The sequence below is a fragment of the Micromonospora sp. ATLC16 genome, assembly GCF_057196645.1.
Map to the genome: position 1 here is coordinate 1 of NZ_JBXUOW010000093.1, position 15901 is coordinate 15901.

Annotated in this window: 13 protein-coding genes; 6 read left to right on the forward strand and 7 right to left on the reverse strand. The window is 68.7% G+C overall.

Features of this window, described 5'->3' with window-relative positions; genetic code table 11:
* Positions 1-159 precede the first annotated feature (159 nt).
* From AC2CHE_RS24645 to AC2CHE_RS24670, 6 genes are all read left to right on the forward strand, one after another.
* Entirely contained in the window at positions 160-525 is a 366-nt protein-coding gene (locus AC2CHE_RS24645; RefSeq protein WP_484507231.1) for a hypothetical protein, read from the forward strand.
* Between the two features lie 343 nt (positions 526-868).
* Entirely contained in the window at positions 869-1396 is a 528-nt protein-coding gene (locus AC2CHE_RS24650; RefSeq protein ID WP_484507232.1) for a DUF6244 family protein, read from the forward strand.
* Between the two features lie 20 nt (positions 1397-1416).
* Positions 1417-1881 (forward strand): DddA-like double-stranded DNA deaminase toxin, encoded by a 465-nt coding sequence (locus tag AC2CHE_RS24655; RefSeq protein ID WP_484507243.1) that lies wholly within the window; start codon positions 1417-1419, stop codon positions 1879-1881.
* Positions 1878-2294, forward strand: coding sequence for an Imm1 family immunity protein (locus AC2CHE_RS24660; protein ID WP_484507233.1), 417 nt, complete (start codon positions 1878-1880; stop codon positions 2292-2294). Before AC2CHE_RS24655 ends, AC2CHE_RS24660 begins: the two co-directional genes overlap by 4 nt.
* A 661-nt stretch (positions 2295-2955) precedes the next feature.
* The gene (locus AC2CHE_RS24665) at positions 2956-6342 is read left to right on the forward strand and encodes an AAA domain-containing protein (RefSeq protein WP_484507234.1); all 3387 of its coding nucleotides are present in this window, start codon (positions 2956-2958) and stop codon (positions 6340-6342) included.
* A complete protein-coding gene (locus AC2CHE_RS24670; protein WP_484507235.1) occupies positions 6339-8153 on the forward strand; it encodes a S1 RNA-binding domain-containing protein in 1815 nt (604 codons plus the stop codon). Before AC2CHE_RS24665 ends, AC2CHE_RS24670 begins: the two co-directional genes overlap by 4 nt.
* 72 nt (positions 8154-8225) lie before the next feature.
* Here AC2CHE_RS24670 and AC2CHE_RS24675 read toward each other — a convergent pair whose 3' ends face one another.
* The 7 genes from AC2CHE_RS24675 to AC2CHE_RS24705 form a co-directional block, all read right to left on the reverse strand.
* On the reverse strand, positions 8226-8876 hold the full coding sequence (locus AC2CHE_RS24675) for an MSMEG_1061 family FMN-dependent PPOX-type flavoprotein (RefSeq protein ID WP_484507236.1): 651 nt from the start codon (positions 8874-8876) through the stop codon (positions 8226-8228).
* A gap of 59 nt (positions 8877-8935) precedes the next feature.
* Positions 8936-9784 carry a hypothetical protein gene (locus tag AC2CHE_RS24680; RefSeq protein WP_484507237.1) on the reverse strand — a complete coding sequence of 283 codons (849 nt, stop codon included), beginning with the start codon at positions 9782-9784 and terminating at the stop codon, positions 8936-8938.
* Positions 9785-9922: 138 nt separating this feature from the next.
* Positions 9923-11167: a phosphotransferase family protein gene (locus AC2CHE_RS24685; RefSeq protein ID WP_484507238.1), complete on the reverse strand. Its 1245-nt coding sequence runs from the start codon at positions 11165-11167 to the stop codon at positions 9923-9925.
* Between the two features lie 178 nt (positions 11168-11345).
* On the reverse strand, positions 11346-12206 hold the full coding sequence (locus AC2CHE_RS24690) for an NAD(P)-dependent oxidoreductase (protein WP_484507239.1): 861 nt from the start codon (positions 12204-12206) through the stop codon (positions 11346-11348).
* Between the two features lie 62 nt (positions 12207-12268).
* A complete protein-coding gene (locus tag AC2CHE_RS24695; RefSeq protein ID WP_484507240.1) occupies positions 12269-13084 on the reverse strand; it encodes a hypothetical protein in 816 nt (271 codons plus the stop codon).
* Between the two features lie 395 nt (positions 13085-13479).
* Positions 13480-14469, reverse strand: a complete 990-nt coding sequence (locus tag AC2CHE_RS24700; RefSeq protein ID WP_484507241.1) for a phytanoyl-CoA dioxygenase family protein — start codon at positions 14467-14469, stop codon at positions 13480-13482.
* A gap of 191 nt (positions 14470-14660) precedes the next feature.
* Complete coding sequence (locus tag AC2CHE_RS24705; RefSeq protein WP_484507242.1) at positions 14661-15497, reverse strand: class I SAM-dependent methyltransferase; 837 nt, start codon at positions 15495-15497, stop codon at positions 14661-14663.
* Between the last annotated feature and the right edge of the window lie 404 nt (positions 15498-15901).

Genomic DNA, 15901 nt, shown 5'->3' on the forward strand with positions numbered 1-15901 from the left:
GGTGCACCCGATTCTGCTGTGGACATGGACTCGACACCCACATCCTCGCAGGCCAGGTGCACCTTTCTTTCACTGACCTCGATCAGTCAAATCCCCCCTGAACAGGGGAGGCTAGGCTGGCTGCTGCCCTAGCCACCAGAACGCAGGCGGTGACTCCTCTTGCCTATCGTGGGCGCCCTTGTCGCCGAGAGCCTGGCCCTGAACGCCACGATCGACGTGCCGTTGACGTTGCGGCGTATTCACCGCCTTCCCGCCTGGAACGCCACCGGCGACCAGCCCGCCCAGTGGACACTGATCGACTTCACCTGCCCCGACGACGCAGGCGACGAACTCGCCCGCCAGCTCGCCGCCGCACTGTCCCCGGGTCGCTGGTACGCCGACTACGCCACGGACAGCACCAGCTGGGTCGTGTTCGCCGGCCGCGTCTTCACCTATCCCCGAGGCGACGACACGGGGCGACAGGAAGTGATCACCTACGCCCGCGACGTCGGCGTGCCCGAGGCACAACTCGATTGGCCCTACTGACCAGAAACAACCACATATCGGCTGTCACCTGCGGCGTCGGCTGAGGTGCCGTGTTGTCACGGATGGCCTACGCCACCCCGGCCTGGCTGCAGGTCTACAACCTGGACGAGGCCACGAATGCGACAACCTCCGCGCTGCAACTGGCCGCTACGCAAGACGCCGTCAACGCCGGCCTGGTAGGCGTGACCGTGGTAGTCGCGCACGTCGCGGGATCATCCTCCAGGAAGCACGCGGAAGACACCGCCGGCAGCTTCGCTTTCCGACGTTGTGCTCCGTCGGTGGGCGTCTCTAGGCTGCCACCGTTGGGTGGTAGGCGCGGGGCGTTCGAGCGGGGGATAGAGCGATGTCGCTGACCGACACCATCGGCGCCGACTTGCAGGCGATGACCGCAGGTGTAGACCGGTCACAGCAGGAGACCGCAGCGGTCGACCGCGCCATCGAGCAGATCGCCGCTCGCGCGGTGGCCTCTGGCTTCATCGGCATCACGGCCGGTCTCGCCCGGGTACGAGAGGTGATCGGGCAGGCCCGATCCCGGTTAAGCGAGGCATCGGGCGCCCTGAGTGAGGCATCGCGTTCCGTAGGTTCTGTGGCGCAACAACCATCGCCCCAGGAGACCATTGCCGCGCTCACCCCGGTGGTCGCGGCGATGAATACGGTGGATGGCAGCGTGGCCGCGGCGGCGTCCGCGGTCGACGAGGCACGGCGGCTCGTCGTGGCGGCGCTGCAGGGCGGTCAGCCCGGTCCGACGCTGGCGCGTCTGCAGCAGGTGATGCAGATCCTGGCGGCCGTCCGTACCCGCAGGGCTGAGGCCCGAGGCCGTGTCGACGCGGCGCTGGCGCAGGCTCGGCAGGTCGGTGAGCTGGGAAACTGACTACGGGCGGTGCTAGCAACATCAGCCAACCGCCCACCCCACGCGACACCTCCAGGAGTGCTACCGAAGACCCTGCTCCATCCGAACGGCTTCCCGAATGGCTGACGGACGCCGCCCGCGACCTGCCTCGACGGCAGGCAAAGGATCCGACCTCCGGTGTGGCGCTGATCAATGGACAGCGGATACCCATGAAGTCTGGCCGTGACCCGGCCGCCGCCGTCGACCTCAAACCGGCCTACCAGCTCATCGCCACCACGACCGACCATCTGGAGGCCAAGCTCGCCGCCCGGATGCGCCGCGAACACGTCACCCACGCTGCCGTGGTCACGAACAACCCGCCCTGCGACTACACCCCCTACGGTTGCGAGAAGATCCTCTCCCGGCTGCTGCCAGCCGGCGCGCAGATGGACGTCTACGTACGAGACGATGACGGGCAGGTACGCCACTGGCGTACCTACACCGGAAACGGAAAGGCGATCGCATGAAGGTGACCTGGACCTACGACCGGGGTGACCACCGCGATAACCACGAGGTCGACCTGACCGACCCCGACGCTTTGGAAGCCCTCCTGCGCGAGATTCAACAGGCTGGCGAGCCTGTCGTCGTCACGATCTTCAGCGACATCACCGACGACCCCGACGACCTGCCACCCGGCGTCCAGATCGGGCTCGGCCACCGCACTCGCGCCTTCGCGGTACACATCGCCGACGACGGCGGCTACCTCCACGACCCCACAGTGCCACCACCTGACCAGGAACTCCACTTCGACCTCGGTGGGGTACCCACCGAATACCCCACCGAGCATCTCCGGCTGCGACCAGAGACGGCCATACAGGTAGCGGGCGCCTTCCTCAAGACCGGCGGTACACCACCGCACCTACCCGCTGCCAGTGAGTAGCCGCGGCGAGATCCCATGCAAGGGCTAGTCGTGAGTGCGCTGGCCCCGACAAGCGTGGGAGCCGAGCCAGGTGACCAAGTCGGCCGCTCCGACTTGGGATCGAAGCCGCCCCGCTGGCGTCTGCCTTCTACTACCCCCGAGCGCGCGCCGAGCCGCCGGCCGTCGAACCACGGTCACCGGCGGCCTTGCCCTCGTGGCGGCCCTGGCCGGTCTGCCCGCCGCTGCTCGTCATGGGGCGGCCTCGACACGGCGCTGGCCGTCGCCGCCGCATGTGCCGCGCGCCCCGCCCCGTTAACCGCCGTGCGCTTACCTGCCTGACGCGTGACCCAAGGGCAGGTGTCACACCCTGCTGATTACCTGTGGGCAGACCCGTCAAGGAGAAGTGTGTCCGATTGAACCCAAGCCTTGCTCAGGTTAAGCGGCGTGACGGCGTGCCAGGGACAGCTGCCGGACAGCGGTGTCCTTGTCGCCCCGCGCCATACATCGGTGCCGACCGTCGCCGAACACTGCCAACGGCGGGCAGGTCACCGGCGGCAGACCGTTGCCCGCTCTTCCCGAAGGCCACGGATACCGCTCGGCGTTCTCAAGCGCTGGTTCCGTGGTCCAGTATCCTGAGCGGCCGGTCCGCACGAACAGGTCGTTCCTGGAAGGAGCGTGGGCGGTGCGTCTGATCGCCGGGCGGTATGCCGAGATTGCGAACACACGTCGTGTTGGTGGTCAGGCAGAGGTCTTCGAAGCCGCCGACTTGCATCAGGGCGGCAGGCACGTGGCCGTGAAGCTGGTTCCCGCCACCTCCGATGAAATTTACCGCATCTACTTTGAGCGGGAGACCGCGGCGCACCACAAGCTGGACCACCCGAACATCGTGTCGCTGCTGGACAGCGGCACCGACCACGGTGCCGGCGTGTACTACGTCGTGCTCAGCTGGGTGCCGGTGTCGCTCCAGGATTGGCTGGTGGCAACCGCGCCCGAGACGCCGGGCTGGGACGATGTTGCTGAGGTTATCGCGCTGCCGTTGGCGTCGGCGTTGGCGCACGCACACTCGATGGCGGTGCTGCACCGCGACATCAAGCCCAGCAATGTGCTGTGGGACGGCGAGAAGCCGCTGATCGCCGACTTCGCCCTGAGCAAGATCAAGGACCAACTCGCGGGCGCAACCGACGCGACGGTTGCCGGGATGACCAGCGCGCCGTGGGCACCACCGGACCTGGCCTCGCGCGGCTCGACCAGGTTCGACGTCTACAGTCTGGCCGCGACGCTGCTGCAATGCGTCACCGGCTGGGAGCTACGTGACCTGCCAGACATCGCCCGCGCGCTCGATGAGGCCGACCTGCCGCCCGCTGTCCTGGCGCTGCTGCGACGCTGCCTGAGCGTCGATGCGGCGAAGCGGCCGGCCGACGGACAGCAGTTCTACCTCGAGCTGCAGGCCATTCAGGCGGCGCGCAGCGAGAACTGGCACGACCAGAAGGTGCTGTCGTTCGAGCTGTCTGGTACGGCGCGCCGATCGCTGGAGGAGGCCGGTGACGGCCGCTCTGCCGACAACGTCATCGCGGGGCTGCTCGGCGCGGCTACCTACGTACTGCCCCGGCTGAAGAACATCGCCGGGCGCATGGTGCTTACCGCCGACGAGTTTCGCCTTGTAGGGGACCAGGTCGAGTTGGTGCTGGTCTTCAAGAATCGCCACCAGCTGCTCTGTACCCGCGCTGAGATCAAGGACTTCGACGAGCTCGAACGCTGGCGCCAGAAAGACGAAGCGGTCGTCCTGGACAGCCGCGACTTCACCTGGACGACGCTGCGGTCGACAAACCCGCAGAGAGCCGCCGCAGCCGCTGACGAGCTGCGTCTGCTGCTGGAAAAGGCTGTCCAAGACGCGGGTGATCGCCACAGCGACACCTTCAAGCAGGCACGGCTGACCAACTGGTCACAGCTGATCGAGGCCAAGGAAGCGCTGGAGAAGCGCCTTGAGGAACCCATCACCTACACGCGGGTCAGCCGCGACGGCGTCCTGTTCGATGTGCAGACGACGACTCCGCTGACCGGCGCGTTCCTTGACCAGGAGCGCATGGCCCGCCCCGTTGACGAACCCGCGGTGCGGGGCGTTGCGGTGACGATCGCCGAGGTTGACGGCACGGACATCACGGTGCGGGCGACCCGGCCCGGCGTCGATCTGCCTTTCCATGGGGTGCTGGTGCGCGACCGCACTCCGTCGCAGGCCGCGATCCGCCGGCAGAAGACCGCGCTTGCCGCCCTGCGCGACGGCAGCTCCGCCCGCCCGCACCTGCGTGAGCTGGTGCTGGATCCGTCAGTGGCGAGCGCGCCGGAGCCGGTGGCGTTCGAGCCGCTGCGCCCGGACTTCGACGACGATAAGAAAATCGCTGTCGCGCACGCGCTCGGCTCGCCGGACCTGTTCCTCGTTCAAGGTCCGCCCGGCACGGGCAAAACCTCGTTCATCGCCGAACTCGTTCACCAGCACCTTGTCGCACGCCCCGGGGATAAGGTCCTGCTGGTCAGTCAGATGCACGTCGCGATCGACAACGCGGTCACTCGGCTGTACCGCTCCGGCGTCACCTCGGTCGTGCGTCTGTCGAGCCGCGACGACAACGTCGACCCGGACGCCGCCCACCTACTGCTGTCGAACAAGCTGCGCGCGTGGGCGGACGAGATCCGTGCTCGCGCCCGCGCCGGCATGGCCGCGTTGGCCGATCGCGAGGGTCTACAGGTCGACCATCTGTCCCTGGCACTTCGCGTCGAGGAAGCCTTGGCCACCCTGAGGCAGAAGACCGAGATCGCCGAGCTGCTTGGCCCGCTTGATGACGACGACCGGCTCGACAACGAAGACCTGCCCGAGGAACGGGCCGAGCTGCTGGCGGACTTTCTGCGCGCCGTCGAGCGCGCCGACACCGCCGCCGCTGAAGTCCGCACCGCAGCCAGGGCCCTTGAGGTCACCGTGCCGGACGACTTGGGGGAGCCGGAGCTGGAGAAGCTTGTCGCCGGCCTGCTGGACGCGCCCGGCGCCGGGCCGCGGCTGCGGGAACTGCTGCGGACCCAAGGCGACTGGCTGGCCAGCCTCAACGACCCGCAGACGGCTGAACCGATGTTCCTTCCCACTCAGAGCGTGGTCGCCGGAACGTGCATGGGCTTCTTGGCCAACCCCCACATCCAGAACATGCAGTTCGATCTGTGCATCATCGACGAGGCATCGAGGGCGACCGCCTCTGAGCTGCTGGTGCCGATGACCCGGGCCAAGCGGTGGGTGATGGTGGGCGACACCAAGCAGCTCCCGCCCATGGTGGAGGAGGTGTTCGAGCATCGTGACCTGGTCGAGACCTTCGACTTGGACAAGATGTTCCTTACCTCGTCGCTGTTTGACATCCTCCTCGGCGAGGCACCGCCGGCCTGCACGGCCAGTCTGGTCACCCAGCACCGCATGGCCCAACCAATTGGTGAGCTGATTTCTCAGGTCTTCTACAGCGGCGCCCTCGTGCACGACCCTGTACCGGTCCTCGCGCCCGAGTCGGTTAACGACAGCGACCGGCTTGTGTGGTTCTCCACCAGCCGACGCACGAATCGCCACGAGGACGCCCGCCACGCCGGAAGCGCGAGCACGTCGAACAAGCTTGAGGCGAAGAAAGTCGCCGGACTCGTCGCGCGCCTCGACACGGACGTCCACGCCGGCAAGTACGCCCGCACCGACGGCGGCAAGCTGGAAGTACTGATCCTCACCGGATACCGCCGGCAATGCACCGAGATTGAACGCGCGCTCCGGCGCCTCACCCTGCGGCAGGTCACCGTGCAGGTCAAAACCGTGGACGCGGTCCAAGGACGCGAAGCCGACGTGGTCATCTTCTCCGTCACCCGCAGCAACCTCAGCGGCGAACTCGGCTTCCTCGCCGACCGATACGAGGGCCGCGTCAACGTTGCCCTGTCCCGCGCCCGGGAACTGCTCTGGATCGTCGGCGACTCCGAGTTCTGCAGCAGCAAACAAGGCCCCCTCAACCGAGTACTCACCCACATCACGACCACCGGAGGAAGGGTGCAGTACCTGTGAGCCGCGACATCTTCGCCGACGCCGCACGCCGCCACGCCCACGCGCTGCCCGGACACACCCTGCTCGCCGCGGAGCCGTGCGCCATCCCCGCCTCCGTGCTGACTGTCGACGTTCTGGTTGAGCAGTCCGAAGACCTCGAAGCCGGCCAGAAGTACACCCTGCGCGCCCTGCTCGGCGGCATCGACACCGTCGAAGACCTGCAACTGTTTCTTGGCCTAAACGACGGCGACACCGGCCGCGCCGTCGCCGGACTCCTCCTCGCCGAGTACATCACCTATCAGCCACCCGCCGACGGCGGTCTGCGGCGCCTGCAGCTGCTGCCCGCCGGGCAGGAAGCCGCCCGTGACGCCCAGCTACGCCGCCCGATGTCCACCACCATGCCGGTCGTCTACGACCGCCTCACCGGCACCGTGACCGACTGGCGACGCAACTCCCTACGCCGCTCCAACCAGGCGAAAGCTGATCCCGGGCGCCTCCTGCTGCCACCGGTGAGCAGCATGCCGGTCCGCGTCGTCGACCTCAGCCTCGCCGGGCTTACCAGCACCCTGGACCCGCGCAGCCGCGACGGGGCACGCCTGCTCGGGATCAGCGGCGTTACCGAGAACCGCAACTTCTACCATGACGCCATCCTGCTCGTCTTCATCGACGACGAGACCCGCCAGATACGCCTCGGCGTCGACGTCGACGGCAAGTGGAGCGAACCGCACACCGCCGCGCTGGAGAGCATCGGTGCCGTCGAACGCCTGCGGCTATCGGCCGCACCTGTCGAACACCCCCACGCACCCGTCACCGACCCCGGCAAGCGGCTGAGCAAAGCCGAGGTCCTCGCCCTCCAAGCCGCCGGAGACGATCCGGACGGCGACGGTGCGAATGCCGCCTTAAACCAGGCGGCGATTCGCTGGTTGGGCGTGTACGAACACCCGGCCTGGCTCGACGCCGCCCTCGCCACCTCACGGCGGCGGCTGCTCATTAGCAGCCCACAGATCCGCACGGCTGTCGCGTCCAGCCGGTGGATCCGTGCGCTGGAAAACCTGGCCCGCACCGTCGACGTGACGATCGTGTGGGGCCCCGGCGACACCGACGGAACCGATCAGGAAGCCCTCGACGCCCTGCACGCCGCCGCCCGCCGCGCCAACCGCCTCGCCGTCGTACGGGTCGCCACCACCCCAGCGAAAATGCTGATCAGCGACAGCTACTACATCACCACCAACTTCAACTGGCTGTCATTCCGCGGCGAACCGTCACGCATCTACCGCCCAGACGACGGCGAACTCGTCCAGGACTATGCACTCGCCGACCGCGCCTACGACACCTACCTGACCGACGCATACGCCCACGCGGTCGAGGTGGTCGGCACCCTTCCAGCCAAATACCGCGCCGAGGCCGGGCCCGGCTCTGACGCCACCCAGACGAACCAACACCTCGCACCGAGCAGCGGCACCGAACGGGCGGTCCGCCGGCCGACGGCGCCATCGAAGGCAGAACGACGCCGGGCAGCACTCAGCAAACTCGAAGCAGGCCAGACGATCGCAGGACCGGTGAAGCGCCTGACGCCTTTCGGTGCCTTCGTCACCCTGGGCGAGATCGACGGCTTGATCCACATCTCACAGATGGCAGACCGCCGTGTCGAGCACCCGTCAGAGGTCGTCAACGTGGGTGAGACGGTCACCGTGCAGATCCTCGACGTCGATATCGCGCGCGAGCGGGTATCGCTGTCGCTGAAGGCGGCGACCTCCGCCAGCTCTGAACCGAGCCGAGGACGGTGTCGCCGTCGTCCTGGAAGAACTCTTCCCCGGCCGCCCACCGCCTGACTGCCCTCCCGGCGGGTGGTCGCTGCCGACAGGGGCGCCGGTCGACCCGTCCGACGCCGTTGCTCGACGGACTCAGTAGAGGCGCTTGGCGTAGTTCTCCGGGGCGTAGCGCTCCTCAAGCTCGGTCAGGGTGGCTGGGGTGTCCTGGAGCATCTTGAGCAGGGTGGCGTGGGAGGGGAGCGCATCGGGCTGCCAGGTCTCCGGTTGCCAGATGCCCGAGCGCATCAGCGCCTTGGGGCAGTTCGCGAAGACCTGGTCGATCTCGACCAGTAGGGCGAGGATCGGCGGCTTGCCACGGACCGCCATCGCGTCGAAGAACGGCGCGTCCCGTAGCACCCGTGCCCGCCCGCGGATGAACAGTCCAGCGGTGCGGCCGGGAATCAGGAAGACAATCGCGACGTGGGGATTGCTCAGGACGTTGAACAGGCCGTCGGCACGCCGGTTGCCGGGCCACTCGGGCACGACGATGGTGCGGTCGTCCAGTACGTGGGCAAGGCGTCCGGGGGGATCGCCCTTCAGAGTCGCGGCGGTCCTTCCGTGCGCGTCCGTCGTGGCGAGGACGCAGAACGGGGAGAGCGCGAGCCACTGCCGGTCCACCTCGTGCAGGCGCGTGCGTTCCCTCGTCAGCGCGAGCTGGTTCGGCTCGCCCAGCAGCGTACGCAGCTCGGCGGCAGAGACTATTTCCGTGTACTCGGGGTTACGGTCGGCATCCATCTCGTTCATCCATCTCGTTCATCCATCTGGAGGCGTTGCTGGTCGGGCGGGTGCTGCGGCGCCGTCGGTCACCGTTCGGACGACTGCTGAGCCGCCGCGACATCGGCCAGGATGATGGCGGTGACGGTGTCGAGAGCTTCTTCGGGAGTGGCGTCGTCGACGTCGACGATGTGCCACCCCCACCTGGTGGCCATGTCCTCGAACTCCGCGAACAGCGCACCCTGCAACTCGATGAACGACGACCGGCCCGTCCGGCCCGCGAATCCCATGTCCTCGGTCGCGCCGACGCCGTCACGCTGGGCGGTGATGCGCCGGTAGCACTCCTCCGGCGACACGCGTAGGAACAGCCCGATGTCGGGTTGCAGGAACTGGCTGGAGTACGCGTCGGCGACGAAGTCGATCGCCCTGCGGACGAAGGCCGCCGGGACGTCGTCGTGCGGTATCTCGCCGGCCACCCGCAACACTTTGACGATGTCCTTGTAGCCGAAGCTCTCCGTCACGATGATCTCACCGGCCGCTCGGTGCTCGTTGATGATCTGCGTCCGGATCAGCATGTCGGCCACGACCTCGAGAAGCGCGGACGCCACCACCCCCGACCGGTGGACGCCGACCGGATACGCCGGACCCCGGTCGAGTCCCGCCTGCCGGAAATCCTCGAACATCGATGGACCCTGCTGCACCCGGAGCGAGGCGGCGTCCGTGGCGCCTCCGTAGCGCGTCCGCGCGGTCTCCATCCAGAGCTGACGCAGGGACGGGTACGGGAAGTCGAGGCGATCGCCTTGGAGGATGGCATCCCGCCACCGCACGAACCGGGGCTTGTGCCCGTGTGCCTCCAGCCGCTCCAGCAGCCCACCGGCGATGGTGGTCTTACCGGAGCCGTCCAGTCCCAGGAGGGCGACGTACGAGCCTTGGTCCATCCCCGTTGCACCTGCCAAAGTCATCGAAGTAACACCATCTGTCTATGATCCGGAAAACCTAACCGATCGGGGCCGCCGGGGCCACCGCCGAGCGTGCCGGCACCGTCCACCCCGACCGTCGCCTGCCGGGCAGCCAGGTCACCCTCCGGTGTCCGAGAGGCGGCCCAGGTGCTTCGCCGGATCGTCCTCGACCTGCCCGGGCCTCGACAGCAGGTCGTCGAGCAGGAGCAGCCCATGGAGATAGAGGCCCAGCGCGAGCTCGCGGCGAGCAGCCCAGCCGGACCCACCGGGCAGCTCGCGGACGGTCCGGTCCGAGAGCCGGCAGGCCGCCTCCGCCAGCACGTGGAAGGCGTGTGAATACCACAGTCGCCGCGGCCACCGCGGGTCGCTGCGGCTGAGTTGGCGGAAGAAGCCGACCGTCGCCAGCATGGCGGGGAACTCCACCGCCGCACCGAGGTAGGCCCGGACCGGGCGACGCAGCCGGACCTCGTAGCCGCGGGATCCGCTTCGGTCGATCCGGAACCCGCCGCTCATCGCGGCGTCGAACAGCGTCAGGCTGAACAGCGACTTGGCGGCGTCGTAGACCGGGTCCCAGTGGTCGAGGATGCCGCGCGGGTCCAGCACGGTGAAACCCTGGCGGCGTACGTCCCCGCCGCCGTCGGCCGGCCGGACTAGGACGTTGCCGAGGTTGAGGTCGCCGTGCACCGGAAAATAGAGCTGGGTCGGCTGGATCGTGGCCAGCACGTCGGCGCGTGCGGCGGCACGACGGAGCAGCTCGCGGGCCGGGGGTACGCGCCGACCGTTCACCTGCAGTTCCCCCTCGTCCGAGGGCGGCAGGTCCAGATGCTTCTCCAGCAGGAGCAGCCGACGCGCCACCCGGTCGAGGTGGGTACTGACGCCGTGCCCGGGCGGGGCGGGAACGGCGCTCGCGGGGTAACCGTGCGTGCCGAGGACCTCGAACACCGACCTGGTCGTCTTCAGGAACCGTTGGGTGCCCGAATCCTCGCCGTGCAGCAGCGTGACCGGGGAGACGCCCTCGACCCGGGGCATGGCGTACGCCCCCCAACCAGGCCCCTGCCACTGCCCGACGATCGGGACGTAGTAGGACGAAAGGCTCGGCAGCTCCTGGTGGATCCGGCTGATCTGGGTCGGCTTGTGGAGAAAGGAGGTGAGGTCGTGGCCGTCCACCGAGCCGGCCCTGGCGTGCAGGACCTTGACGACGACGGGTTCGCCGTCGTCGTCCTCGCACAGATACACCTCGGCGGGGGTGCCCCCGCCATAGAGCGGACGCGCCCGTCGCAGCCGCAGGTCCTCGCGTACGCCCATGGGCAACTGTTCGAGCGGATCCCCGGTACGGGGCCGCGCAGCAGCGTCGCTTGTCACGATCCACACCTTCGGTAACTGGCACTAGGGCGTGCCGGCGTCGTCTCGTCGCGGCGGGCCGCACGCCTGCCGGCACGAACAGCGCAGTGGCAGGGCGGCAACGGCCGGCCGCGCCGGTCGCCTCGTCGGGGCTGTGGCCGCCCGGCTGCCGTGCACCGGACGGCCGCCCTCGGTGTGCTCAGGACGCCACCCGGCCACGCACGTGGCTGGTCAGCGCGGCGTAGTCCAGATCGCCCAGCCCCGCGCTCACCGCCTCCGCCGCCAGCGACCGTGCTTCGCCCGCCAGGCGCATCCGTAACCCGTGGGCGGCCGCCGTCGCCTCCGCGATCTCCATGTCCTTGGCGAAGAGCTTCAACCGCGAGTCGGCGGGGAAATCACCGCTCTCGATCATCGTCCGCTTGCGTACTACGAGCGGACCCACCCGGGTGCGCTCGAGCTCGTCGAGCAGGAGGTCCTGGTCGAGATCCAGCTTGTCGGCCAGTGCCAGGCCCTCGGCCAACAGCGCCACCATGGGGGAGACGCACGCGTTCAGGACGCACTTCAGCGCCGACGCGGCGCCGAGGGGACCACAGCGCACCACGGACCCCAGTGCCTCCAGCACCGGACGGGCGGCCGTGTATGTCTCGTCGTCACCCCCCACCAGTAGCCGGAGCTGACCGGCGGCCGCCTGCGGCACGCTGCCCGTCACCGGGGTGTCAAGCATCCGTACGCCCGGCGGCAGCTCGCCGGAGAGCGCGGCCAGCTCGTGCGGCGCGATCGTCGACATCTGGGCGATGACCCGTGGTTGACCGGCCGCGACTCCGTCCGGCCCGCTGACCACCGAACGTACCGCGATGAAGTCACTCAGCAGCACGACGGCGACCTGTGCCTCCGAGCAGGCCGCCGCGGGCGTCGGCGCCACGATCACTCCGCTGTCGGCCAGCGCGGTGGCCTTGGCCGGGTTCCGGTCCCACCCGCGTACATGGTGTCCGGCCTCCGCCAGTCGTACGGCGACCTGCGCACCCATCAGACCCAGGCCGCACACCGCCACGGTCGTCATCCGTCCACCCCCGTCGTGGTCTCGGTGGCGCCGTTCGGGGCCGTCGGCCCTCCACCGCACCGTCACAGCTCCACCGCTTCCCGTGGCATCGAGTCCGGCTGGATGTGTGCCATGCGGAGCAGCGCTTCGAGATCGGCGTCCGAGCCGGAGACGTGCAGGTCGGTGAGCATCCCGCTCGAGGGCAGGTAGGCCCGCAGCCAACTCGGGCAGCTCACCCTCACCGGGTCCCCACAGGTCGCCCGCAGTCGCGGCGACAACGCCAGGTCGTATCCCACGTCCGACCGGGTGACCACGATCTCCGCCGGCCCACGCTGCGAGCGATACTTCCCCGAGAGGTCGGTCCCGTTCGTCCCGCCGTGGCCTCCCGCGCCGGCCGGACCCGAATAGATGTTGAACACTATCGCCGGGCCGTCGAGCACGACGGTCAGGTGCCAGGCGCCGAACGGCACCACGGCCAGGTCCCCCGCCTCGCACTCCTGGAAACTCACGTACGACTCGTCGTCGGAGTCGCCGAGCAGGCAGCTCACGAGGAGGACGCGACCACTGAGCACCTGGAAGATCTCCAGCTGGTCCACGGGGTTCCAGTGTCCGATGGAGCGGACCGGTTCACCGTCGGGCAGGGTGCCGTGCTGGTAGACGACGAGATCAGCGGCCCACAGCACGCCCGCCGTGGCCGGATCGAGCTCTCCCGCGGGCATGGCCTCCCGGCGCGGCAGTACGTCCCTGACCGCGTAGTAGAGCTGTGGATCGTGCCCGTCCGCGACCGCCGCGGCGACGGCGGCCCGGTCGGCGAACAACACGTCCGGCCCGCGTCCATCGCCCTTGTCCAGCAGGTCCGACAGATGTCGCGCCACGAGTTGGTTGACGGTCAGCTCCACGGATAACCTCTCTTCGTCGTGCTCGAGATCACGCTCGGCGGTGTCGGCTGGTGTGGCAGTTTCGGTCGGTGACCCGGCCCGCCTTCGGATTGCCGGGCTGCTGAGTGGCTCGGTCCCGATCGGGCTGGCAGGTATGTGCAGGCGTGGCCCGCCGGCCGGGGCCAGCCGTCCCACGACCGGCGGGGTGACGAGTCGTCGCATCCCCGGCACCGTCTCCGCCAGCGGACATCGCCCCGCTGCCCGGCCCGAGCGCGGGGCCGGCCCGACCGGACCGGTCATGGCCCACCGCGGGCCCCTCGTGCCCGCCCGGGACACCGCGGCCCGGTCAACAGCGCGCCGGGCGGGTCGCCCGAAGAGCGGTGTCGCTCACCAGGAGGGTCGGCAGCGGCCGGCTCTCACGCGGACATGGTCTCGAACGGGGCGTCCGGCCAGGACGCGGGCCGGTAGGCGTCCGCGCCCCACCGCTCGAGCAGGGCAACCGGCAACAACGACCGGTAGTCGCCGCCGCTGCTCATCACCGCCTCCTGCTCGGTCGGCTTGTAGTAGTCCATCGGGTGCGGGTTCGGCCCGAAGTCGCCGAACATCCGGCGCAGGCGCGGCGAGAGTTCGTCGAGCACCTCGCGTGGCTGCGCGAGGTAGTCGTGCGGCCGGTGCCACAGGTGACCGAAGCGCAGGATGAGGGACTTCCGGGGCCCACGGAGGTTGCAGTCGACGGCGTGCCACAACGAATAGGGGAACAGCAGCACGTCACCGGGCTTGGCGCGCACCGCCAGTGCCTCCTCGGGGAGACGGCCGGCGGCCAGCTGCTCGTTCAGCTCGGCCAGCGGTGGCTCACCGGGGTGCGTCGCCGGCCGAGTGTGGCTGCCCGGGATCAGCAGGAAGTTGCCGGAGCGGGGCTCGGACACGTCGGTCAGGAAGATCTGGGCCTTCGCCTGGAGGTTCCGGCCGGTGTGATCGATCCGCAGGCCGTGCATCGGGTGGCCGCCGTCGATGTGCCAGGGCTCGTGGAAAGCCCGGCTCCCGTCCGGGTCCGTGCTGCGATAGAACATCTCCGTGCCCAGGACCTGCAACCACGGGCCGAGCAGCGACATCATCGGGCCGACCAGGCGGGGGTGGTCGAGGAAGTAGGCCAGGGCACGTTGGTGCGCGATGGCGTTCCGCACCCGCACCAGGTCTTTCCTGCTGTCCTCCTGGAAGTAGCTGGCGTGATGGTCCAGCCCCGTGGCGCCGGCGCCCCCGGCCTGCACGGCGCGGTCGACGATCGTCAGTCCCAGGTCGATCTCGGCCTCGGTGAGCACGCCACGTAGGTGGATGTACCCCTGAGCCGCGTACTCGGCGCGCTGCTCATCGGTGAGCCCACGCGATTTGTCATCGATATCCGTCATAGTACACTCCCCCGTGCGATGAACAAGGTAAACGGCATATCGATGCCGCGATGTGCCTGAGCGAATGCACCAACTAAGGAGGGCGGCATTCAACTCGCTGAGGGTGCTGAAGATAGCTTGCCGTAGATGCAGTTGGATGGCAACACCTGCCAAACACGCGATTCCCATGCGGCGCCGACGACCGCGTCCGGTCAGCTGGCGCCCTTCCGCGCCGCCACCACAGCGATGGTCGCGTAGGACATGGTGAAGCTGCCGCCCATCCGGTCAATTTCGGCGCCGACCGCAGCGAGCACCTCGGTTCGTTCCTCAGGTGGGAGTTTGGCCAAGGCGCCCTGCGTGGAAAGCGACCTCAACCAGTCGTCCTTCGGGTAGGTCTGGCCCCAGTCGAACCGCCACTGCTCGGGCTCGCCGAAGTCGCCTGTCTGCCGGATCCCCTCGGCCATCAGGTCGAACATCGGCTGGTACAGGTCGAGTGCGGGTATCCGCCGGCCATCGTGGTCGTACACGGACGTCGGCGCCACCCGCCGGTAGGCATCCGCGGAGCGCGTGCTCCATGCGGGGACCGCCATGCCGGCGGCATCGGCCAGCTCCGGTGGAGTGAGCGAGGCGTGGTGGAAGGGCGCGAGCAGACCCCCGGGCCTCAGCACTCGGGCCGCCTTGGCCGCCCCGGCCACCGGGTCGACCCAGTGCCACGCCGTCCCGGCGACGACCGCGTCGAACATCCGGCCCGCGGTTTCCCAGGACTCGAACGTGTCGACCTCCACCGTAACGCCGGTGCCGCGGGCGTACTCGGCCATCTCCGCGTCCGGCTCGACGCAGAGCACCGTACACCCGGCCGCCTGGAACTGCCGAGCCTCGATGCCGCTGCCGCACCCGACATCCAGGACGTCGCGGCCGGGCGCGGCGCTGACCAATCTCTTGATCATGTGCTCCGGGTACGCCGGCCGGGTGCGGTCGAAGAGCGCCACGCGCCCGTCGGCACGCACCTCGGACGACGAGACGACTCTCTCCTGTGGTCGAGCAGTCATCCGTTCACTATGCCGGCCGCGAGTGGGATTCTCAACACCGTCTCTTCGCATCAAGAAGTTCCCGTCAATGCACGGTGAATAGCCCGGATGGATAACCTGTCCCGGGCCGCGCGCCGAACTCCCGCTCTCGTCGACGGGTCGCCCCTGGGTGGTCAGGTACTTCGGAGGTCGCGAACGTTTGACGCACGCCTCGTGCTTCGCCGGATGCCGCTCGAAACGGGCCGACAGGTGCTCGCCAGGGCGATTGCGTAGTCGGTCGGCGGGTGCCCTGAGCTGGTGATGTGCGTAGTGATTGGCCTCTGTGGAGGCCGGAAGAGCGGGTGAGATCGCGTCGGTGATCATGGAGTTCTCTACGCTTCACGACACCCGAGGACCTCACCCGCCGATGTCATCATGCCCGATCC

Coding starts and splice junctions, on each gene's coding strand:
- AC2CHE_RS24675 (WP_484507236.1), bottom strand. CDS start 8,876: ATGAACGAGATGGATGCCGACCGTAACCCCGAGTACACGGAAATAGTC.
- AC2CHE_RS24680 (WP_484507237.1), bottom strand. CDS start 9,784: ATGGACCAAGGCTCGTACGTCGCCCTCCTGGGACTGGACGGCTCCGGT.
- AC2CHE_RS24700 (WP_484507241.1), bottom strand. CDS start 14,469: ATGACGGATATCGATGACAAATCGCGTGGGCTCACCGATGAGCAGCGC.
- AC2CHE_RS24650 (WP_484507232.1), top strand. CDS start 869: ATGTCGCTGACCGACACCATCGGCGCCGACTTGCAGGCGATGACCGCA.
- AC2CHE_RS24690 (WP_484507239.1), bottom strand. CDS start 12,206: ATGACGACCGTGGCGGTGTGCGGCCTGGGTCTGATGGGTGCGCAGGTC.
- AC2CHE_RS24660 (WP_484507233.1), top strand. CDS start 1,878: ATGAAGGTGACCTGGACCTACGACCGGGGTGACCACCGCGATAACCAC.
- AC2CHE_RS24705 (WP_484507242.1), bottom strand. CDS start 15,497: ATGACTGCTCGACCACAGGAGAGAGTCGTCTCGTCGTCCGAGGTGCGT.